Origin of the sequence: Chitinophaga sp. 30R24 (genome assembly GCF_049056765.1) — a bacterium.
GTDB lineage: Bacteria > Bacteroidota > Bacteroidia > Chitinophagales > Chitinophagaceae > Chitinophaga.
The window spans coordinates 214,158-236,566 of sequence record NZ_JBJGXX010000001.1 but is presented as its reverse complement, the minus strand read 5'-3'; the positions used below and the strand labels follow the sequence as shown (position 1 = coordinate 236,566).

The following is a 22,409-nucleotide window of genomic DNA, read 5'->3' as shown; positions in this document are numbered from 1 at the left end:
ATAGTAACGGCGATTGAATCTATGAGAAAGACAGTAGTAATTGACGTAGTAGGGCTCTCCTCCTCTTTGCTGGAGCACCTGCCTTTTTTGAAGGCTTATACACAGCAGCACCACATGGCTACCGTGATGCCTATGTTGCCCGCAGTAACCACGGCTGTGCAAAGTACATATCTTACCGGCGAATGGCCAAGTGAGCATGGTATTGTGGGTAATGGTTGGTACGACAGAACTGATGCGGAAGTGAAGTTCTGGAAGCAATCTAACCGTTTGGTGGATGCTCCCAAGATCTGGGACCGCGCAAGAAAGCTCGATCCTTCTTTTACCTGTTCGCAAATGTGCTGGTGGTATAATATGTACGCCAACGTAGATTACTCGCTAACACCAAGGCCTAATTATCTTTCTGACGGCCGTAAAGTGCCGGACTGCTATACTACTCCTTCTTCATTGAGAGATCTGTTGACCGATAAATTAGGAAAGTTCCCATTGTTCAATTATTGGGGACCTACTGCCAACATCAAATCTACCCAATGGATTGCCGACGCTACTATTATCACCGACGGGTTATACAATCCTACCCTTACTTTCGTGTATTTGCCGCATCTTGATTATTGCCTGCAGAAATTTGGGCAGGATCCGGTGCGCAATGCCAAAGAGCTCAGTGAAATAGACCAGGTCTGCAAACAATTGATTACTTATTACCAGCAGCAGAATTGCCAACCGATTGTATTGTCTGAATATGGCATCACCAATGTAAATAATCCGGTACATCTTAACCGGATATTGCGGCAGGAAGGTTTGCTGGCACTACGTATAGAAAACGGCCTGGAACTGCTGGATGCAGGTGCATCCAAAGCATTTGCCGTAGCAGATCACCAAGTGGCACATATTTATATCAATGATCCCTCCTGTTACAAGAAAGTACGCACCATCCTTGAAAACGTACCGGGCGTTCAATTGGTCCTGGACCGGGAAGGAAAACGTCAACATCATCTTCATCATAGCCGTAGCGGTGAATTAATCGCCGTAGCAGATGCCAAGAGTTGGTTTACGTACTATTATTGGCTGGACGACAATAAAGCGCCCGACTTTGCCCGTATCGTAGATATTTTCCGTAAGCCAGGCTATGATCCTGTGGAAATGTTTATGAATCCCGCAGATCCGTTCATTAAATTGAAAGCTGCGACCAAGCTGCTGAAGAAAAAGTTAGGCTTCCGCTACCTGATGGATGTTATTCCACTGGATGCTACCTTGATAAAAGGCTCTCATGGCCGCCTGGAAGATGATCCTGCATATCATCCATTGGTGGTTAGCCCGCAGCCCATTCCTACATCGCAGTTGCAGGCCACTGACGTTTATGGCGTTATATGGGAACAGCTCACCGGTAATTAATCAAGTACTACACCACATCACATAGGAAAAGCCAGGTATTATCCTGGCTTTTCGTTTTTTTGTAACAGCATAGGCGTGTTCATTCATCAAAAAAGCTATAAATCCCTGATTTATTTTTCTACATTCATGCAACCGATTGCGGTTGCAGCCAAAATTATCCACATTACGTTAAAACATGTAAAATATTACATTCGTTATGAAAAGAAGAGACTTTCTAAAAACCAGTAGCATGGCCGGTTTGGGAGCAGGATTAACTATTCTTAACTTTCCTGTTTTTGGAAAAAATGCCCCTAGTAATAAACTGGTACTAGGTGTAATGGGTGTTAACTCCAGGGGTAACTGGTTGGCACAATGTGCGGCTAAACTGCCGGGCGCCGAAATAGGATATATATGTGATGTAGAAGATGGTGCTATTGCCAAAGGATTGAAGGCCGTAGCAGGAGCACAAGACCGCAAGCCTACCGTTATCAAGGACATACGGAAATTATTGGAGCGTAAAGACTTTGACGCGCTGCTGATAGCGGCGCCAGACCACTGGCATGCCCCCGCGGCCATCATGGCTACTGCGGCAGGGAAGCATGTATATGTGGAAAAGCCTTGCGCTCATAATCCGCATGAAGGCGAATTGTTGCTGGCAGCAGCGAAAAAATACAACCGTTTGGTGCAGATGGGTAATCAGCGCCGTTCCTGGCCCAATTTGCAGCAGGCGGCAAAAGAAGTGAAAGAACAACAGGTACTGGGAAAAGTATACTATGGAAGGGGATGGTATGTTAACGACCGTCAGCCTATTGGTGTTGGTAAGCAAGTACCGGTGCCGGATACACTGGATTGGGATTTATGGCAAGGGCCTGCCCCTCGTCGCGATTACCTGGATAATATTGTGCATTATAATTGGCATTGGCGCTGGCATTGGGGTACCTCCGAAACCTGCAACAATGCTACCCATGAACTGGACTGCCTGCGTTGGTTCATGGACGTAGAATTCCCTACCAAGGTAACTGCTGCCGGCGGCCGGTATGCCTATCCCAAAGATGATTGGGAAACTCCGGATACCCAAACGCTTAATTTCGAATTTGAAGGCGGTAAAGCGATTACCTGGGAAGGACGTAGCTGCAGCCCTTTTAACCTGGAAGGCAGTGGCCGCGGTTTTGCATTGTTTGGCGAGTATGGAAGCCTTTATAATTCCGGCGGCGACAGTTATAAACTCATAGACCCCAAAGGAAAGGTGATAAAGGAGGTAAAGCAGGCGGCTAACCAGGAACAGCGTGTAACTAATACGGTTAGCCCTGCTGGCGAATTCTACGATGCTATTCATATTAATAACTTCCTGGAAAGTATCCGTGGGAATACGAAGCTTAATTCAGAAGTGAACGAAGGTTACCGGAGTATTTTGCTTTGCCTGTTAGGTAATATTGCCCAACGTACAGGCAGGATATTGCATACAGACCCTACCAACGGGCATATCATCAATGATAAAGACGCGATGACACTGTGGGAAAGAGCCTATGAAAAAGGATGGGCGCCTGTGGTGTAAAGAGAAAATGCCGGGAGCGGGAGATCCTACTCCCGGTATTTTTTACGGATGGCATTCGCATGTCTGGCTATTGTTTTGTGATGACCCAAATTGCCCCAATCCGTTCCCCCTATTGAGTATATAGACTAGCAATAAATATAATAACTTGTTATCTCCCATAACTTTTAGTTATGGGTATTATTTGTCCGGGTAATGAGGTTCCCCTATTTTTGGCCTACCTGTAATTTTTTATAACCAACCACACAACCACGAAGTTGCACGTTCCGGAGGGATGATTGAATGGAGTTTTTACAACAATCTCAGTACCTGTCAGTATTATTGATAGGATTAATAGTAGGCTATTTGTCTGGTTTATTAGGGAAGGGAGGCAGTGCTATCAGCACACCTGCTTTGCAGATATTTGCCGGCGTTAATCCTTTTTTTGCACTGGCATCGCCTTTACCGGCGTCTATTACCAGTACCTTGTCTGCCACGGCGGTATATAGCCGTGAGAAGCTGTTTAATAAGCGTGTGATCCTGCTGGGGGCGCTAATGGGCGTTCCGGCAACTATTTTGGGGTCTTGGCTGAGCAGCTACCTGCCAGGGAAAGCGCTGATGATCATGACTGCCTTGTTTATTATGTCTACCGGCTGTACGCTGATGTATTCTTTTATAAGGGGTAAGGCAGTGTTGGAAGTGCGGGTGGAAAGTAAAGACGTACCGGCTGGTAAGCTGGTGGCAGCCGCCTTATTTATAGGGTTCTTATCTGGATTACTTGCTAATGCCGGGGGAATTTTATTCAGCTCTTTCTTTATAAAAAAATTGAAAATGCCTATTAAGCAGGCTTTGGCCTGTGCGGTGGTGTTATCCGCTGTATTGTCAGTGCCCGGCGCGTTAACGCATTGGTGGTTGGGGCATATCGACTGGAATATTGCATTATTGCTGTCGCTCACTGCATTCCCGGCTTCTTACCTGGGAGCTAAAACCGCTGTAAAAATGAAGACTCCTGCTTTGGAAAAATTATTTGCACTCACCCTTATCGTATTTGGCTTATACGATATCTTCTTTACTATCTGGAAATAATCACGCGTGCGCTTTCATTTTATGGATCACTTCCTGTTCGTAAGGTGGCAAGGAACTTACAATCAGTTCGTAGGCATTATGCAGGAAATCGTCTAGTTCAGGTTCTGTTAGAGTATCTTCTTCTTTTAATTGTACCCAGTGGTAACGAGCCAGATGGGGGGCCGGTACAATGCCTGGTCTGCTGATCAATTGGTGAAATTGTGATTGACTGCATTTAAAAGATACCCAATGAGGAGGTTCCAGGGAAACCATGCAGAATAATTTTTCGCCTACATAAAAGCGTATTTCGTTGTCCCACTTCTTTTCAGTGATGACTGCAGGAAAAGACCCGCATAAATTGAGGGTGTGATCAAACATAGCAGCAGGTTTTTAAAGAATAATATATGACGTTGTCTTTTTAAACAACTTATTATTTCAATTTTTACAGGCACACACTAACATATTAAAATATAAAGCATGTGTGGTTAACGTAAATCTAAGCTGAAAATAGTGAATGAAACTGCAACATAAAAATAGGAAATAAAACGCAAAATCGAATTGTTAAAATCCGTTAATGTTCCGTGAAGGATTTCCTATGCTCAAACCTGGCTTAGTTTTCAGCGATAAATACTCTTTTTATTAATGAAAATTTAATCCATGCTTCTAAGTTCCGTTACCCTGCTGCGTTAACGTTGACATTGCTTATTGTTCAGGACCTGCAAGCCCCCTGCTTTATACATTGGGAACAGGTATAAAGCAAGGGGATAAAATATTTTTTATTGTTGCGCAGCAGCCCAGCGCACCATTTTTTCTTCCAGAATGGAAAGGGGCACACAACCATCTTTCAGCAGTTCATCATGGAAAGACGACAACACAAATTTGTTGCCTAGCTCGCTCGTGTATTTAGTGCGCAGCCCACGTATTTTGAGTTCTCCAATTTTGTACGACAGGGCTTGTGCAGGTATGGCCATATAGCGTTCAATTTCGGAGGTAGCCTCCTGTTGGGATACGGGTTCATTGTCCATCATGTACTTAATGGCTTGTTCCCTTGTCCAGCCTTTGGCGTGTAAGCCTACATCCACAACTAAACGGATAGCACGGTGGATTTCGTCGGAAAGGCGGCCAAAATACATGTAGGGATTGGTGTAGAGGCCAAGTTCCTTACCGAGGCTTTCGCAATAGAGGGCATATCCTTCGCCATAGGCGCCTATCCAGGAGAAGCGGCGGAATTTAGGTAGGGAATCGTTCTCTTGTTGCAGGGAGATCTGGAAGTGATGGCCGGGAATGGCTTCGTGCAGGAACAGGCACTCCATACCGGTATAGGGAAAGGTAGTGGCGTTTAGGATGGGTACATAAAAGACGCCTGGCCGGGTAGCGTCTGCGCTTCCCTGTATATATTCTGCAGATGCAGATGCGGCCCGGTAGGCTTCCGTTTGCCGGATTTCAAATTTTGTTTTAGGAAGATGCCCATACATCTTTTTTACGCCTGGCATAATCTTGTTTTCAATCGCCTTGAATGAATCGAGGATAGCTGCAGGGGTTTTAAAGATGCGCAGGCTTTTATTGGTGCGCATGTACGCAAAAAAGGCTGGTACGTCGCCCTGGAAGCCGGTACTGTTTTTTACCGTTTCCATTTCGCTGCGTATGCGGCTAACTTCTTTTTCACCCAGTTGGTAGATTTCTTCGGGTGTAAGCAGGGTGGTTGTCCAGCTTTTTATGAGGTAGGCATAATAAGCCTTCCCGTCCGGAATGCCTTCAATACCGCTGCTATTACGGGCTTTGGGCAGGTATTCCGTTTGCATGAAGGCTCCCAGCTTGCTGTAAGCAGGCAAGATATATTTTTCAATGGCAGCAGTATAATCTTGTACCAGACTAGCTTTGGTAGCGCTGTCAACACTGGCTGGCAGCATTTTCAGGGGTGCATAGTATACATTTTCTGCGGTATCTTTTTTAGCCAGGGCGGCTAATTGCGGAATTACCTTTACCACCAGGCTTTTAGGCAGTACATAGCCGGTAGCGATGCCCCTGCGCATATTGGCGATAGCGGTATCTGCCCATACGGAGAAGCATTCCATACGATGCATGAAGTGATGATAATCTTTTGCTGTTTTAAAAGGCTGGGTAGAAGAGCCGGAGCCGTACTGGGCCAATGTAAGGGGTACGCAGGTAAATTGTTGTACAGGCATCAGGTAGTCATGAAAGGTGAGGCCTTCCCGGTTGATGCTGAATTCCCGTTGCAGCATATCGTAGGTAATGCGGTCGTTGCCGGAAAGTACGGTACTATCTATCCCTTTCAAGGCTTGCTGATAGGCTGCGTAAAATGAATCTTCCCGCGCCCTGTACGCTTCGCTGATATCAATGGGCAGTTGATCGTTATATTGGCTTTCTCCATTTTGGGTAGCCTGTAATGGGTTCAGGGCCATGCTTTCATTATAGTAGCGGGCTGCCAGGCGGTGCAGGGAATCCTGCATAGCCGAAGGGAGCCCACTACTGCTTTTTTGCTTGCAGGCGCTTACCAGTAAGGTCCCTGCGAGAAAAAGGGATACCGTGTTTTTCATGTAATAACGTTGATTTTGATGCTTTGTACGATGTGCGAGGTGCTAATGTGTTGATTTGGTTTTACGTAACTAAGCTAATAAAATATCATCAGCCATTTTGTATGGCGGTTAAAATCCTTGGAAAATCCTCTGTAATCCGGTCGTGTTTAAAGAGGACAGGAGCAAATAGGTGTTTTGTCCATAAAAAAAGCATTCCGAAGAATCGGAATGCTTATTTAGAACAGTGAACAATGAAAAAAAAGATAAAAAAAATATGTTCGAAATACTTTTTAAAAACTATTATTAAGTACCTTTGTGTCTCACTTGAGTACTTTTATCCGGATGCTCTTGAAGGAAACTTCGTTTCCATGGTCCTGTAAAAGGATATGGCCTTCCGGCCACAAACCAAAGTTCTTCCAGTTTTTATATTTGCTGATGGCTATCAGGTCTTTAAAAGATTGGGAGCCGCGCTCATATTCCAACACTTTAAACCCATTTAGCCAATGCTCCACATGGTTATTTGGATACACAATAATACGACCTTTGTTCCATTCTCCAATAGGGGTAATAGCACGTTTTTCTTGTTTTCTTGTCATGAGGTCGTAAAGACTTGCTAATGTTCGGTTTCCATCGCGGCCTAATTTAGCGTCTGGATGTCTTTCGTCGTCTAATACTTGGTACTCCAGTCCGATGGCTGATTTACCGTTGGTTTCATATCCTTCTGTAACAAAGTATTTGACCCCGCTATTTGCTCCGGGCGTAAGTTTAAACATGAATTCCAATTCAAATGCGCTGTATTGTTTGTCGGTAATAATGTCGCCGCCGCTGCCTTCTTCATCTCCTGTAGAATTACCAATGGTAAGCACGCCGTTTTTAATGAACCAGCCTTCAGCCGGGAAGTCTTTTTGGTACACGCCTCTCCAGCCTTTGGTGGTTTTACCATCCCATAACAGTTGGTAACCGTTTTGTTTTTCCTGGCCGGAAATGGTGTTATCCACATTATTCACCACGTAGATGTTGTCGTAGGGGGAATATTGGGAAGGCGCCGGATTTTCTATGATACGGATATTTTTCCAGTAGATGTTTTTATTGTTATCGGTAGTGTTGTTGCCGATACTATGTACTTGCAGGGCAATAAAGCCTTTAGGTAATGCGGTATCCACCAAATGGGCGGCGGGTACGCCGTTTACCCAGGTACGCATTTCATTGCCCCGGCATTCGATCCGGTATTTATTCCAGCCATCTTTCTGAAAGGCTTGCTGGCCGGGAGGATTCAATTCCATAGGATATTGCCAGCCCCGGCGGCCTTCTTCGTATATGCCACCGCTCCATTTACGGTCGGATGGATCTATTTCCATCTGGTAACCGAAAACACGCCCGTTTTGGTAGTCTGCTTTGCTTTGGCTGCGGAATTGTATCCCGGAATTAAATTCTTTTCCGAGCTTAAATTCCAGTTCCAGGATAAAGTCGCCGTAGTCTTTCTCTGTGGCCAGGAAAGAGTTAGGGGTATTTAACACGGTGGTGCCAACCATTTCACCGTTTTCTACATGATATTGGGCTGCGCCTCCCAGTTGTTTCCAGCCTTTCAGGTCCTTCCCGTTAAAAAGTGGATGCCATGGGGTTTTCTGGGCAGAAATACCTCCATATAAACATAGTAGCGCGCTACATAAAAGAATTGTTTTTTTCATAAAAAAACGGAATAAGATGTCCAAAATAATCAATGAAAATGATTTGTACAACCGATTGCATATGATGTACTGTAATTTTTAATAGAAGCTAATTTTTTCAATTAGCTGAAAGCCATTTTCCGGAAGTACTATCCGGGATATAGGAAACGTGGGCGGTGGTAAGCTACCCGCTAAATGCCTATCTTTATAAGGCTTTTTTAACTTAAAACTTTCATTCCAATGGCACAGCAAAAAATTTTGTTACTAACAGGAGATTATGCGGAAGACTATGAAACCATGGTTCCTTTCCAGATGTTGCAGATGGTTGGTCATGAGGTACATGCCGTATGCCCCGACAAGGCAGCCGGCGATAAAATTAAAACAGCTATCCACGATTTTGAAGGCGACCAAACTTACAGCGAGAAGCCGGGACATGGTTTTGTGCTCAACGCTACCTTTAATGATATCTCTGGAGCAGATTATGATGCATTGGTAATGGCTGGTGGCCGCGCCCCGGAATACCTCCGGCTCAATAAAAATGTAATTGAACTGGTGAAGCATTTTTTTGCGGAAAATAAACCGGTAGCTGCTGTTTGTCATGCTATCCAGATCCTCACTGCCGCTGATGTGGTAAGAGGCAAAAAACTAACGGCTTATCCGGCGGTAGCTCCGGAAGTAACAGCTGCTGGCGGCACCTATGTAAACGTAAATGTATATGAAGCAGTGGTAGATGGTAAATTGGTAACAGCGCCTGCCTGGCCTGCCCATCCACAGTGGATAGCTGCATTCTTGCAGGTATTGGGAACTACTATTACGCTTTAAATTTTAGTTATTTGTAACTAATTGATTGATAATGTTATAAAGAAAATTTAAATTATCTTTCCACGGATTATTTAAATTAACGGGCCATTGCTTACCTTTGCAGCCAAATTCAGGAGGCTATCCCTGCATTTTAATTGATAATTCGTAATTCGTAATTGATTTTTATATATGTCCGGACAGCTTAAAGAAGTTCGTAACCGAATCAAATCTATTCAATCTGGTCAGCAGATCACTAAAGCCATGAAAATGGTAAGTGCTGCTAAATTAAGACGTGCACAGGATGCAATCCTGTTGATGCGCCCCTATGCGGTAAAACTCCAGGAAATGTTGCAGAATATTGTTTCCAACAGCGAAGGCAATATCGACACGCCACTGGCTGCACACCGCCAGGTTGAAAAGGTATTGATTGTGGTAGTTACTTCCGATAGAGGTTTATGCGGCGCTTTCAACTCTAACCTGATCAAAACTACTAAACGCCTTATCCGCGAAAAGTACCAAGAACAGTTTGAACAAGGCAATGTAGAACTGCTGCCTATCGGTAAAAAAGGATACGATCACTTCGTACAGAACGGATATAAAGTAAATAGCGCATTCTGGCAGCTCTTCTCCAACCTCACTTTTGAACAGGTGAAAGAAGCCGCCAGCATAGCCCTCAACGGCTTTATCAATGGCACTTATGACGCAGTGGACATTGTATACAGCGAATTCAAAAATGCAGCTACCCAGGTATATGTAACTGAACAGTTTCTGCCTATCGCTAAAGTGGAAAATCAGGATAAATCTAGTCTGAAAGCAGACTTTATTTTTGAACCGGAAAAAGATACGCTGATCGGCGAACTGATGCCTAAGATCCTGAATACCCAATTCTTTAAAGCCGTGCTGGATAACCACGCTTCTGAGCATGGCGCCCGTATGACTGCTATGGATAAGGCTACAGAGAATGCAAGTGAACTGCTGCGTAACCTGAAGATCTCCTACAACCGTGCCCGTCAGGCGGCTATCACTACCGAACTGACAGAAATCGTGAGCGGCGCTGCTGCATTGGCTAACTAAGCATTTTAAGTCAATTTTAACACTAAGTCAACAACTGAATAATATTTTCAAATTAGGGTCAAAGACTGTATTTTCGGTCTTTGACCTTTTTTGTAAATTGGAACTTCTATTATCGTATGGAAATATCACAGATCATCCCACACGTGGAAGCATTAATTTTTGCAGCCGACAGGCCCTTGCCTTTGCAGGAAATAGTGGATCTGCTTAATAATGCATTGGCATTCCTGGAAGACCGGACTACTCTGGACCAGGTAGAAGCCGCTATAGAAGCTATTAAAGAAAAATACAGTTCCGAATTTTACGCTTTTGAAATACGTAACAGCGGCGGCGGATACCAGTTCCTGACCAAGAGGGAATATTATCAGACGGTAGCCCAACTGAATGGCGATAAATTCCTGAAACGCCTGTCTACTGCTGCATTGGAAACCCTGGCTATTATCGCTTACCGGCAACCTATTTCTAAAGGCGAAATTGAATATATCCGTGGGGTTAGCACCGACTATTCTATCCAGAAACTACTGGAAAAGGAATTGATCGTTATTTCCGGCCGGAGTGAAGATCAACCTGGTAAGCCGCTCCTGTATGCTGTGTCCCGCGCTTTTATGGACTATTTCGGTATCAACTCTGTGGCAGACCTACCCAAGCTCAAAGAGCTCTTTGATGAGGAAATGGTACAGCCTACCCTTATCAACGACGATACAGCTACCCTGGGCCGCGGAGAGCTTAGTGCGGATGCGCCGGAAGATCCTCCCTCCCTCATGGTATCAGAAGATGGAGAACTCCTCGATCCAGACCACCAACTGGATCATATCGCCGGTTCTGTAGAGGATATAGAATATCCTGCTTCAGAAGATGAAGAAGTAGAACCAGACGATGAAATTGTAAATTTCGACGGCTTCATAGAATCTACCAGCGGAATAGAAGACGAAGATCTATATAGCAATCTTCCGCAAAATTTGGTGGGCAATGTTATAAATGAGAATGAGAAAGAAGAAGATGGGGAAAAAGACGAAGACCCGGATGATATTGTAGAAGATGCCATCACACCGGCATCGGAAGATGATGAGATAGGGGATGAAAATGATGATGAAAATGAAGAGGATAGCGATAAAGAAAATAATGATATTTAAAAAAGGGGCATCTGCGGATGCCCCTTTTTATTAGTTGCCTTACGGGCAATTATTTATGGTTCCAGTGTTACCAACTGGATGTTTTTCCACCTTACTTTAATGCCTCCGCCGGAATGTATCTGTAAGGCAATCTGTCCGTTGGCAGCACCTATTTTGTCATCTTTCAGGGTAATCATTTCATGGCCATTCAGCCAGGTGGCCACGCTATCGCCCGAAACACGTATTTTCATAGTGTTCCATTCTCCCATTTTCAGGTATTGTTCTTTTTCTTTACCGGGTTGTACCAGCCATCCCCGGCCGTAAGATTCATAGATACCACCGGTATGTAGTCCCGGGGGAGCTACTTCTGCCTGCCATCCGGTAATTTTAGTGCCTTCCAAGGAAGAGTGGAAGAACACCCCGCTGTTGCCATTGGCCTCCTGTTTAAATTGCAGGGTGAGTTCAAAATCTTTATATTGTCCGTTTGTACCAAGATAGCCGTATGCTTTATCTGGTCCGCTTTCACATACTAATTCTCCGTGGTCTGCATACCATTTTTCGGTACCATAGATTTTCCAGCCATCCAGGTTTTTTCCATTGAATAAAGCGGATACTTTTTGGGCAGAGGTACTGTTGGTGTTCAGTAACAGGGTGCTGCCCAGCAGGCAGGCGAATAAGGTTTTTTTCATAACACTGTTTGAAGTTGATTGATGAACAGGCGGGAAAAGCCTTCACAAAAAAGTCCCCTGGTATATCAACCAGGGGACTCGAATATAAGGTCTAATTGCGGGATTTTTTTACCGCCGGTAATTATCTTGCAATGTTGACCGCTCTCTTTTCACGGATTACGGTTACTTTAATCTGACCAGGATACTGCATTTCTGTTTGTATCTTATTGGCGATTTCGAACGACAAGCGGTCGGCGTCTCCATCGGATACTTTATCACTTTCTACAATGATACGCAGCTCTCGGCCGGCCTGTATAGCATAGGCTTTTTCAACCCCTTCATGAGATAAGGCCAGGTTTTCCAGGTCTTTGATACGTTGCAGGTAGCTCTGCATAATTTCACGGCGGGCGCCAGGACGGGCACCGCTGATCGCATCACAGGCCTGAACAATCGGAGAGATCACATATTGCATTTCCATTTCGTCGTGGTGCGCACCAATGGCGTTCACTACAGCAGCATGTTCACCGTATTTTTCAGCGAGCTTGGCGCCCAGCAAGGCGTGGCTTAGTTCAGTTTCTTCGTCGGGCACTTTACCAATATCGTGTAACAGGCCGGCACGTTTGGCCAGTTTAGGGTTGAGTCCTAATTCTGCTGCCATTACCGCGCAAAGATTGGCGGTTTCTTTGGAGTGCATCAGGAGGTTTTGTCCGTAGGAAGAGCGGAAACGCATTTTACCTACCAGGCGTACCAGTTCTTTATGCAAGCCATGGATACCCAGTTCAATCACGGTACGTTCACCGATATCCATTACCTGTTCTTCCAGTTGTTTCTTGGTTTTTTCTACCACTTCCTCAATACGTGCCGGGTGTATACGTCCGTCTTGTACCAGGCGCTGCAGTGACAGGCGCGCAATTTCACGGCGCAATGGGTCGAAGGAAGACAATACAATTGCCTCAGGGGTATCGTCCACAATCAGGTCTACACCGGTAGCTGCTTCGATGGCCCGGATATTACGACCTTCACGGCCAATGATCTGGCCTTTGATTTCATCGCTTTCCAGGGTAAATACGGTAATGGTATTTTCGATGGTTTGCTCTGCGGCGGTACGTTGGATAGATTGTATGATGATTTTCTTGGCTTCCTTGTTGGCCTTTAGTTTAGCGTCCTCAACAATTTCTTGTATGTGGGAAAGTGCCTGGGAACGGGCTTCTTCTTTTAAGCTTTCCACCAGTTGGTGTTTCGCTTCTTCTGCGGTTAAACCAGCTACTTTTTCCAGACGGCGGATATGTTCTTCCTGGTGTTTTTCCAGTTCGGTCCGCTTAATGGTTACCAGCTCCATCTGACGGTTCAAAGTATCCTTGATGGCTTCGTTTTCGTTTAGCTGTTTCTGGAGCTGTTCGTTTTTCTGGTTTAAAGCTTGTTCTTTTTGTTTGATGCGGTTTTCTGATTCCGCCAGTTTCTGGTTACGTTGCAGTACTTCTTTGTCGTACTCACTTTTTAATTGCAGGTATTTTTCTTTTGCTTCCAGCAACCGGTCTTTCTTGAGATTTTCTGCACTTATCTGTGCATCCGCAACGATCTTTTTAGCTTGTAGTTCAGCTTCATCTATTTTATGCTGCGTGCTTTTGGCAAAAATCACTTTACCTAGCAAAATCCCAACGATCAGTGCCAATAATGCTGCAGCTATTGTTAGTGTAACATCCATATGAATTATTTATACTTTATTTATGTGGTATCCTCCTACCCTGGTTGCTGCTAAAACATAACAGGGGCGAGAACTGACCCGCGAAAATACAAAAAAATAGCAGTTAAAGCGTCTTTGATACGTGATAATTAGCCAATTAGCTAATCCTTAACTAATCTGTTGTTAAGCAATGGGTAACGTGGTCAACCCAGTGCCTGGTTGATAATTTCTTCCAGTTTTTCCAGTTTCTCCTGTAAAAAAGGAGCGGTATTGGCTTGTGCCTTTCCGCCACTGGTAACGGGGTGTGTTGCATACATGATCAGGGCCATAGCGATATAGTCCTGCAGGTCTTTGCCTGCATAGGATGCTTTAAAATCGACAATCTTCTCATTCACTTCTTTCATAATACGGCGTACTTCTGCCTCTTCTTCCGGTTTTATTTTTATACGGTAAGAACGGTCAGAAACGACTATATTAATAGGAATGAGGTGCTCCATACATATGATTTTTATATCAACTGTTTAGTAAAGCAATGCAGCGGTCAATTTCTTTGATATAGTCGTTGATCTTGCTGCGGATCTCTTTCTTGAAAGCGTCATCTTCTGCTATAGCAGTACCTCCCTGGGTGGTGGCTGCAATTTTCATCAGTTGCAATCTTTCTTCCAGTCCCAGGATCGACTGCTGCTGTTGTTGCAGTGCCTGCTGTTGTGCTTTTACTTCTTCTTTCAGCAATACATTCTCCGCCTGCACCTGTTGTAGCTTTTTCACCAACAGATGCAGTTTTTCTTCTACGCGTTGAATGTATTGCTCTAAGACCATTAAATGTGATATATTTTTATTGCCGGAAAAACCAGTACCAGCGACGTTTTATTTTCTTATTTCCGCTTGTAGCTGGGTTTCAAACGTTTTGATAAGTTTGTCCATTACACCATCGATCTCTTTGTCGGTAAGGGTTTTTTGCGGGTCCTGGAAAGTGAAGCTTACAGCGTAAGACTTTTTCTGATGTCCCAGTTTTTCGCTCTCGAATACGTCAAACAGATTTACTTGTTGTAACAGACCGGATTTCACGTTGCGGGCGGCTGCTTCTACGGCGGCGAACTTTACCTGTTTGTCAAGTATCAGTGCCAGGTCTCTGCGAACTGCCGGGAAACGTGGGATTTCTTTGTAAAAGTTATCACTTTTTTGCAAGAGTCCCAGTATTTTATCCCAGTTAAAGGTAGCATACCATACTGGCTGACGGATATCAAACTGCTTCAACTTAGTAGGGACAACGCCTCCGAGGGTTACTACCACCTGGTTTTTTATTTTGATTTCCCAGGATGGTTGCAAGCCCGGTGCTGTACTTTCGGCCCAGGTAAGTTGGGTATAGCCTAGCTGACGGAGTATATTGATGACAAAGCCTTTCAGGAAGTAAAAATCAACAGGGCTGGATTTATGCATCCAGGTTTCCGCTGTTTGTTTACCGGTGAGGTATAATGCCAGATGGTTGTTTTCTCCATAACCTTTTTCCAGTATGCGGTAGGTTTTCCCGAATTCAAAGAACAGCAGGTCTTCGTTTTTCCTGTTCAGGTTATGCGCAATGCTTTCCAGGCCGGTTTCCAGCATGGAGGGGCGCATAATGTCCAGTTCCACAGTAAGGCTGTTGATCATTTTCACCGTATATTCCAGTACTTCCGGCGTGTAGTATTTACTGTTGGTAATGGAATTGGTGAAAATTTCGTTGAAACCATTACCAGCCAGGTAACTGGCTATTTTCTCCTTGATGCTTTCTGCATCTGGCTGGGCTGCCAGGGCAGGGGAGATGGCCACTTTGGAAGGGATTTCGATGTTATCCAGGCCATCGATACGCATTACTTCTTCCACCAGATCGGCCGGCAGACTGATATCCGGTTTACTGAAAGGTACGGATACGGTAAAGCCTTCCGCTGATTCGGATAAAACATCGAAGCCCAGGCTGCGCAATATATTCAGGATCTTATTTTCCGGGTAATTGCTGCCGCTGAGTTTGCGTATATAGCTGTAGGTGGTTGTTACCTCTGTTTTTCTTTTTACAGAAGGATATACATCGATGATAGCTGAGGCCACTTTTCCGCCACCGATCTCACAGATCAGTGCTGCAGCGCGTTGCAGCGCAAATACCACATTGGAGATATCCACTCCCTTTTCGAAACGGACAGCTGCGTCTGTACGCAGTCCATGGCGGAAAGAGGTGGTACGGATAACGCCAGCGTTGAAAAAGGCGCTTTCCAGGAAAATATTTTGTGTAGTATCGGATACGCCGGAGTGCAGACCGCCGAATACGCCGGCAATGCACATGCCTTCGCCGGCGCCATTACAGATCATCAGATCGGTGGCGTCCAGCTTTCTTTCTTTTTCGTCTAGGGTAACAAAAGGCGTATCCTGGGGCAGACTTTTCACCACAATGGCATTGCCCTGTACTGCTGCTGCGTCGAAGGCATGCAGCGGTTGGCCGGTTTCATGCAGCACAAAATTGGTGATATCCACAATATTATTGATCGGGCGTACTCCAATAGCTGTGAGCTTAGCTTTTAGCCATTCCGGGGAAGGGGCTACCTGCACGCCGGTAATGGAAATACCACTGTACCGTGGACAGGCGTCTGTATTTTCGATGGTAACGCTGATGGCTAAGGGGGTGGCTGCCTGCGGCAACGCCTCTATTGCTGGCAGCTGTACCTGGTATTTGTGCGTATGCTCAATATTATTCAGGAAAGCGCAAACATCTTTGGCAACGCCAATATGGCTCATGGCGTCCATCCGGTTAGGGGTAAGGCCTATTTCAAAGATGTAGTCCTGCGCAGGTTTAAACACTTCGCTGGCAGGAGTGCCTGGTTGCAGGGAAGCAGCTAATACCATGATGCCGTCGTGACTGTTGCCTAAGCCTATTTCATCTTCAGCGCAGATCATTCCCTGGCTTTCTTCTCCACGGATCTTGGCCTTTTTCATGGTTAGCGGCTCACCGCCTGCGGGGTAAATGATGGTGCCAATGGGCGCCACTACTACTTTCTGCCCTACTGCTACGTTGGGAGCGCCGCATACAATGTGCAGGGGCTCGCCCGCGCCAATGTTTACAGTAGTCAGTCTTAACTTGTCTGCATTGGGGTGTTTTTCTGCCGTCAGTACTTCACCAATCACTAATCCGGCCAGACTTCCCTTCACAGCTTCAAATTTCTCCAGGCTTTCTACTTCCAGGCCAATTCTGGTTAATATAGTAGATAGTTCCTCCGGTGTAGGCTTTACCGGTAAATAATCACATAGCCAGTTGTATGAAATCGTCATTTATCTGCTCGGTTTATATAAGTGCGTAAAGTTAAGAACTATTTTCTCTCAAAGAAGCAAAGAGGCGGCGCCTATAGCGGATTTTGTTTTGCTGCAAGGTTGTGGTACGGTGAAAGTCTGGCTGGGAAAGGTTTTTCTTTATAAAGTACACTTTGTCACTGTACAACGCCCCTTCGTATATGGGCGTAAGCGTACTTTTATTGGTTGTGAATAAAATATCGGCTGAAACTATTGTTAATGCGGTGTTTTTTATTTTGTGGAAAAACTTTTTACACAATGTGTGTGAATAATCAGACCTTTGCTTGGGAATTCTGGTTTTTCGGTGGATAACTATGTTTTTTCGGTGGATAACTGACGTTGTGCTTGTGGATAACCTGTGTGTGAAGCTTAATAAATTTAGTGACGAAAGGGAAGTGGTTAATCGAAAAAATGCCTTTACCTTAGTTTGTACGGCTTGCAAAAGTTTACAATTTCATAAAAGTAGCTATCACTCCCTGGTTGAATGCGGGAAAATGCAGATATCGATTGTAAAAAGAACTGGAAAGGCCCATTGACAGTAACCTTTTATTAATTTTATTTAATACACTAACCATAAATGGATCTCAATCTTAAGAAAGACCGCAATGTGCGTAGGAAACCGTCCATTGATGTGTCATCCTTGGTGTATGGCAAGATACCGCCACAGGCTAAAGAGTTGGAAGAAGCTGTTTTGGGAGCCGTAATGCTGGAAAAAGGTGCATTTGACACCGTTATTGAGATATTAAAAGGAGAGTGTTTTTATGTAGAAGCACACCAGATTATATTTAATGCCATGACCCGGCTGGCAGGTAAATCTATGCCAGTAGACATCCTCACTGTTACGGAAGAATTGAAGTCCATGGGTTCTCTGGAGCAGATTGGAGGGCCCTTTACGGTGATGAAGCTTACCAATATGGTGGTGTCGTCTGCCAATATTGAGGCGCACGCCCGTATTATCCTTCAGAAATTTATTCAGCGGGAACTGATCCGCATTTCAGGGGAGATTCTCTCCGAATCTTATGAAGACACGGCCGATGTATTTGACCTGTTAGACAGTGCTGAATCCAAATTATTTGAAGTTACCAATAACCATCTTCGTAAAAACTACGATTCTATCGATCGCGTATTGGTGAATACCATGAAGCGTATTGAAGACCTGCGTAATAAAGGCGATGATATTACCGGCGTGCCTTCCGGTTTCCCATCGCTAGACAAAGTCACCTATGGCTGGCAATCTACTGATCTGATCATTATAGCTGCCCGTCCTTCTGTGGGTAAAACCGCTTTTGCACTTAACCTGGCGCGTAATGCCGCCCTGCATCCCCGTTTTCCCAAAGGAGCAGCGGTATTTTCATTGGAAATGTCTGCCGGCCAGATCGTACAACGTATCCTCTCGGCCGAGTCAGAAATAAAGTTGGAAAAAATTTCCCGCGGTAAGCTAGAAGAATATGAGATGAAGAAGCTGATGACCCACGGTATTGAACGCCTGGCCAAAGCGCCTATTTTCATCGACGATACGCCAGCCCTCAACATTTTTGAATTGCGCGCCAAGTGCCGCCGCCTGGTGCATAACCATGGTGTAGGCGTTATCATCATCGACTACCTTCAGCTGATGAGCGGTAGCGGCGATGGAAAAGGTACCAATCGTGAGCAAGAGATCAGTAAGATCTCCCGGGATCTGAAAGGATTGGCAAAAGAGCTGCAGGTACCGGTAATCGCCCTCTCCCAGTTGAGCCGTGATGTGGAAAAGCGTAAAGATGGCAACAAAATGCCGCAATTGAGCGATCTCCGTGAATCCGGCGCTATCGAGCAAGATGCCGATATGGTAATGTTCCTCTACCGTCCTGAATACTACGAAATCAATACCAATGAAATGGGTGAGTCCAATAAAGGAGAAACCCATGTTCGTATAGCCAAGCACCGTAATGGTCAGCTGGATACCATCAAACTTAGGGCCGTACTGGAATTCCAGCGCTTCGAAGACGATGGTAGCCTCGAAAATCCCGGTGGTGGCAACCCATTTGCAGGTATGCGCCCACAACAAGGTGGCGGCGGTGGCAATGATGAAGCCAAGCTGTATATCCAGAAAGGGTCCAGGATGAACGATATGAATTTTGATGAAGGATTTGAAGACGCTCCTTTTTAACTTTTAGCTACTGGCTAAAAAATTAAAAGGCAAAAAGACCTAGCGGGATAGCCTGCGCCAGCCGCTAAAATGCCAACAATAATTAGTCAGGCGGTTAACCTTTAGCCGCCAATAGCTTATGAGGTATCTGTACTTAAAATATAAAGCCCATTACAAAGATAATTTCCAGTTAGCCTATCCTGTAGTGATTTCCCAGCTAGGACACACCCTGGTGGCATTATCTGATAGTATTATTATTGGCCATACCGGTAAGGTGCCGCTGGCAGCGGTATCATTGGGTAATGGCTTATTCTCTATTTTTATGGTGACCGGCATTGGTATGTCGTACGGACTTACTCCGCTTATTGCCCAGGAAAACGGGCGAGGCAACAAAAAAGCCATTGGGCATCTATTGAGCCATAGCCTGGTTATTAATATAATATTGGGCGTATTGTTATCCACAGCCATTTACTTTGGCAGTAATTATTTATCCTTCCTGCATCAGGAAGGAGATGTAGCCACGCAAGCGCGGCCTTTCCTGCGTTATCTTGGCCTGTCTTTTATTCCGATGATGTTGTTTTTGTCATTTAAGCAGTTTGCAGAAGGGCTTGGATTTACCCGGCAGGCGATGAATATTAGCATTATCGGTAATGTGATTAATGTGTTTCTTGGCATTACCCTGGTATATGGTTTATTTGGCTTGCCCCGCATGGGAGTGGTGGGCGTAGGTATTGCCACTTTTACCGACCGTTTTATTATGGGCATTACGATGGCCATATATGTATTGCGGGCGCCCCGTTTTAAACCTTATCTGCAAGCCTTTGGGTTTAAACAGCTGCAGGCGGCTACCATCAGGAAAATATTAGGTATTGGTACGCCGGTAGCTTTACAATATATTTTTGAAGTGAGCGCCTTCAGCGGTGCAGCCATTATGGTAGGTTGGATGGGAGCGGCAGAACTGGCGGCACATCAGATCGCATTAAGCCTGGCAGCCATGACTTATATGATGGCCAGCGGTATTTCCGCGGCCGCCGGTATTAAAAGCGGTAATTATTTTGGCCGTAAAGATTTTCATCAACTACGTTTTTCCGCTATCGCCAGTTATCATATGGTGCTCTTGTTAATGGGAACTACTGCGGTGTTGTTTACTTTAGGGAACCACTTGCTTCCATCGTTCTATATTCAGGATACTCAGGTGATCGGGATTGCTGCCCGGTTGCTCATTATCGCTGCCTTTTTCCAGTTATTTGATGGTATGCAGGTAGTAGGTCTTGGTGTTCTCCGTGGCCTGGGAGATGTACGTATACCTACCCTCATTACTCTACTGGCCTATTGGGTGTTGGGTATTCCGCTAGGTTACCTGCTCGGTATTAAAATGGGCTATGGGGTGGAAGGCATATGGTGGGGGCTGTCGATAGGCCTGGTGGTGGCTGCTTTGTTACTGTTTTTACGTTTCCATAAATATGATTTACGGGATTTATCCGATAAGGCTGATGAGGGAAGGCATTTGTGATCTTTGCTTATATCTTTGCACATCAGGATAACTAAACAATCAAAATAATCACGTTTATTAATGAGCTACATACTCTTTTATGCATCCAATATACAGCCAGATGCAGTTAGCTACACGATGAATGAGGATACTTCCAAGTATTGTATCCAGGTATTACGTCATGAGCGTGGCGACCAGGTTTGGCTAACAGATGGCAAGGGGCATAAGTTTGTTACGGAGATTACGGACGATAACCGGAAAAAATGCGTAGTGAAAGTGCTTTCCTGTGAAATGGTGCCGCCGCCGGTTTGTGCGCATCGTTTAGCCATTTCCTTTACCAAAAATGCTTCCCGGATAGAGTGGTTATTGGAGAAAGCAACGGAAATAGGTATTCAAACTATTATTCCATTGGTAAGTCAGCGTACGGAAAAAGAAAAAATAAAAGCCGAACGGTTACATAATATATTGGTATCTGCTATGTTGCAATCGCAGCAGTTTTATTTGCCCGATCTGCAGGAACCGCAGGCGTTTGATAGGCTGGTAAAACAGAATAGAGATGCCCAGAAGCTGATTGCCCATTGTTTACCGGAAGAGAAAAGGGATATGTTGCAGGTAATGGAGCCTGGGAAAGACACGATTATTTTAATTGGCCCCGAAGGCGATTTTACGCCTGATGAAATAAAATGGGCACTAGACCATGGATTTGAACCGGTATCCCTCGGCAATACCCGTTTGCGTACAGAAACAGCGGGATTAGTAGCGGTAACCATTATGCAGCTAAAGGCCAATAGTTAAGTAGATGGACGGGTAACAAGCCGTTGGCGGATGGCAATTAACGGCTTGTTACCTGTGCCGGCTAGTTGCTGGCTATAAGTCCTTCGCAAATGTTCTTCACGATAGTAGGTCCTTCATATACAAAACCAGTATATACCTGTACCAGGGAAGCGCCGGCATCCAGTTTTTCCTGTGCATCTGCTGCTGTGAAAATACCGCCAACAGCGATAATAGGAATAGTGCCCTGGCTATTGGTGTGGATATAGCGGATCACTTCTGTGGCTTTCCGTTTTACAGGCAAGCCGCTTAGTCCTCCGGCGCCGATATCGGTTACTTCTGTAGCAGGCGTTTTGAGCCCGCTTCGGCTGATAGTGGTGTTAGTAGCCACAATGCCTGCTAGCTGGGTTGCTTTTACAATTTCTATGATATCGTCTAGTTGCTCCGTAGTAAGATCGGGTGCAATTTTGAGTAAAATAGGTTTAGGCGATGGTTTTTGCTGATTAAGCACCTGTAGGTGGTGCAGCAATTGCTTTAAAGGCTCTTTTTCCTGTAGGGCACGAAGATTAGGTGTATTGGGCGAGCTTACATTTACTACAAAGTAATCTACTACTTCGTATAGCGCATGAAAGCATTTTTCATAATCGCTCACTGCTTCTTCATTCGGTGTTATTTTGTTTTTCCCGATGTTACCGCCAACAATAATATTGGATTTTTTCCGTCGCAGCCGTTTAGCTGCGGCAGACGCCCCTTCGTTATTAAAACCCATGCGGTTAATCAGGGCTTTATCGGCTGGAAGACGGAATAGCCGCGGTTGTTCGTTTCCGGGTTGTGCCAGCGGTGTTACCGTACCTATTTCTACAAATCCGAATCCCAGGCAGGCCAGTTCATCAATATATCTGGCATCTTTATCGAAACCGGCAGCCAATCCTACGGGATTGGAGAATTTCAGGCCAAACACTTCCCGTTCGAGCCTTTTATCCTTTACACCGCAAAAAGCGGTCAGCACAGTTTTGCCCAGTGGCAGGGAACAAATTGTCTTTAAACCACGCATAACGCTGTGGTGAATGTTTTCCGGCGGATACCGGAAAAGGAAATTTTTGATCAGGTTGTACATTGCGCCCACAAAAGTAAGGTGATTTAAGTAATTTTTTTGATTGTCATAATGAAGTGTTGTGGTAAAAAGAATGAAACATTCACGC

General features: G+C 45.0%; 18 protein-coding genes. 9 read left to right on the top strand and 9 right to left on the bottom strand.

Annotation, left to right across the window (positions count from 1 at the left end; translation table 11 throughout):
* Positions 1–21: 21 nt before the first annotated feature.
* From ACDQ55_RS01000 to ACDQ55_RS00990, 3 genes are all read left to right on the top strand, one after another.
* Entirely contained in the window at positions 22–1,389 is a 1,368-nt protein-coding gene (locus ACDQ55_RS01000; protein ID WP_420979146.1) for an alkaline phosphatase family protein, read from the top strand.
* 196 nt (positions 1,390–1,585) lie between these two features.
* Complete coding sequence (locus tag ACDQ55_RS00995) at positions 1,586–2,923, top strand: Gfo/Idh/MocA family protein (RefSeq protein ID WP_420979145.1); 1,338 nt, start codon at positions 1,586–1,588, stop codon at positions 2,921–2,923.
* Positions 2,924–3,202: 279 nt separating this feature from the next.
* Positions 3,203–3,985, top strand: coding sequence for a sulfite exporter TauE/SafE family protein (locus ACDQ55_RS00990; RefSeq protein WP_420979144.1), 783 nt, complete (start codon positions 3,203–3,205; stop codon positions 3,983–3,985).
* On the opposite strand, the gene ACDQ55_RS00985 is transcribed toward ACDQ55_RS00990, so the two are convergent.
* The 3 genes from ACDQ55_RS00985 to ACDQ55_RS00975 form a co-directional block, all read right to left on the bottom strand.
* A complete protein-coding gene (locus tag ACDQ55_RS00985) occupies positions 3,986–4,342 on the bottom strand; it encodes an MmcQ/YjbR family DNA-binding protein (protein ID WP_420979142.1) in 357 nt (118 codons plus the stop codon). It lies immediately after the preceding gene.
* A 398-nt stretch (positions 4,343–4,740) separates the two neighbouring features.
* Complete coding sequence (locus tag ACDQ55_RS00980) at positions 4,741–6,522, bottom strand: DUF885 domain-containing protein (RefSeq protein ID WP_420979140.1); 1,782 nt, start codon at positions 6,520–6,522, stop codon at positions 4,741–4,743.
* Positions 6,523–6,821: 299 nt separating this feature from the next.
* Positions 6,822–8,189, bottom strand: a complete 1,368-nt coding sequence (locus ACDQ55_RS00975) for a 3-keto-disaccharide hydrolase (RefSeq protein ID WP_420979138.1) — start codon at positions 8,187–8,189, stop codon at positions 6,822–6,824.
* A 219-nt stretch (positions 8,190–8,408) separates the two neighbouring features.
* Between ACDQ55_RS00975 and ACDQ55_RS00970 the strand changes: the two genes are divergently transcribed.
* The 3 genes from ACDQ55_RS00970 to scpB all read left to right on the top strand — a co-directional run bounded on the left by ACDQ55_RS00970 (position 8,409) and on the right by scpB (position 11,173).
* The gene (locus ACDQ55_RS00970; RefSeq protein WP_420979137.1) at positions 8,409–8,990 is read left to right on the top strand and encodes a DJ-1/PfpI family protein; all 582 of its coding nucleotides are present in this window, start codon (positions 8,409–8,411) and stop codon (positions 8,988–8,990) included.
* A gap of 168 nt (positions 8,991–9,158) precedes the next feature.
* On the top strand, positions 9,159–10,043 hold the full coding sequence (atpG, locus tag ACDQ55_RS00965; RefSeq protein ID WP_420979136.1) for an ATP synthase F1 subunit gamma: 885 nt from the start codon (positions 9,159–9,161) through the stop codon (positions 10,041–10,043).
* Positions 10,044–10,159: 116 nt separating this feature from the next.
* On the top strand, positions 10,160–11,173 hold the full coding sequence (gene scpB, locus ACDQ55_RS00960; protein WP_420979135.1) for an SMC-Scp complex subunit ScpB: 1,014 nt from the start codon (positions 10,160–10,162) through the stop codon (positions 11,171–11,173).
* A 53-nt stretch (positions 11,174–11,226) separates the two neighbouring features.
* Here scpB and ACDQ55_RS00955 read toward each other — a convergent pair whose 3' ends face one another.
* From ACDQ55_RS00955 to pheT, 5 genes are all read right to left on the bottom strand, one after another.
* The gene (locus ACDQ55_RS00955; protein ID WP_420979133.1) at positions 11,227–11,841 is read right to left on the bottom strand and encodes a 3-keto-disaccharide hydrolase; all 615 of its coding nucleotides are present in this window, start codon (positions 11,839–11,841) and stop codon (positions 11,227–11,229) included.
* A gap of 121 nt (positions 11,842–11,962) precedes the next feature.
* Positions 11,963–13,525, bottom strand: coding sequence for a ribonuclease Y (gene rny / locus ACDQ55_RS00950; RefSeq protein ID WP_420979131.1), 1,563 nt, complete (start codon positions 13,523–13,525; stop codon positions 11,963–11,965).
* Between the two features lie 182 nt (positions 13,526–13,707).
* Positions 13,708–14,001, bottom strand: a complete 294-nt coding sequence (locus ACDQ55_RS00945) for a cell division protein ZapA (RefSeq protein ID WP_420979130.1) — start codon at positions 13,999–14,001, stop codon at positions 13,708–13,710.
* Positions 14,002–14,017: 16 nt separating this feature from the next.
* Entirely contained in the window at positions 14,018–14,323 is a 306-nt protein-coding gene (locus ACDQ55_RS00940) for a hypothetical protein (protein WP_420979128.1), read from the bottom strand.
* 48 nt (positions 14,324–14,371) lie between these two features.
* Entirely contained in the window at positions 14,372–16,801 is a 2,430-nt protein-coding gene (gene pheT / locus ACDQ55_RS00935; protein WP_420979127.1) for a phenylalanine--tRNA ligase subunit beta, read from the bottom strand.
* 595 nt (positions 16,802–17,396) lie between these two features.
* Between pheT and dnaB the strand changes: the two genes are divergently transcribed.
* The 3 genes from dnaB to ACDQ55_RS00920 all read left to right on the top strand — a co-directional run bounded on the left by dnaB (position 17,397) and on the right by ACDQ55_RS00920 (position 21,231).
* Positions 17,397–18,965: a replicative DNA helicase gene (gene dnaB / locus ACDQ55_RS00930; protein WP_420979126.1), complete on the top strand. Its 1,569-nt coding sequence runs from the start codon at positions 17,397–17,399 to the stop codon at positions 18,963–18,965.
* A 118-nt stretch (positions 18,966–19,083) separates the two neighbouring features.
* Positions 19,084–20,457, top strand: coding sequence for an MATE family efflux transporter (locus tag ACDQ55_RS00925; protein ID WP_420979124.1), 1,374 nt, complete (start codon positions 19,084–19,086; stop codon positions 20,455–20,457).
* 60 nt (positions 20,458–20,517) lie between these two features.
* The gene (locus tag ACDQ55_RS00920) at positions 20,518–21,231 is read left to right on the top strand and encodes an RsmE family RNA methyltransferase (protein ID WP_420979122.1); all 714 of its coding nucleotides are present in this window, start codon (positions 20,518–20,520) and stop codon (positions 21,229–21,231) included.
* A gap of 61 nt (positions 21,232–21,292) precedes the next feature.
* Here the strand turns inward: ACDQ55_RS00920 and ACDQ55_RS00915 are convergent, their stop codons facing one another.
* On the bottom strand, positions 21,293–22,324 hold the full coding sequence (locus tag ACDQ55_RS00915; RefSeq protein ID WP_420980421.1) for a quinone-dependent dihydroorotate dehydrogenase: 1,032 nt from the start codon (positions 22,322–22,324) through the stop codon (positions 21,293–21,295).
* Between the last annotated feature and the right edge of the window lie 85 nt (positions 22,325–22,409).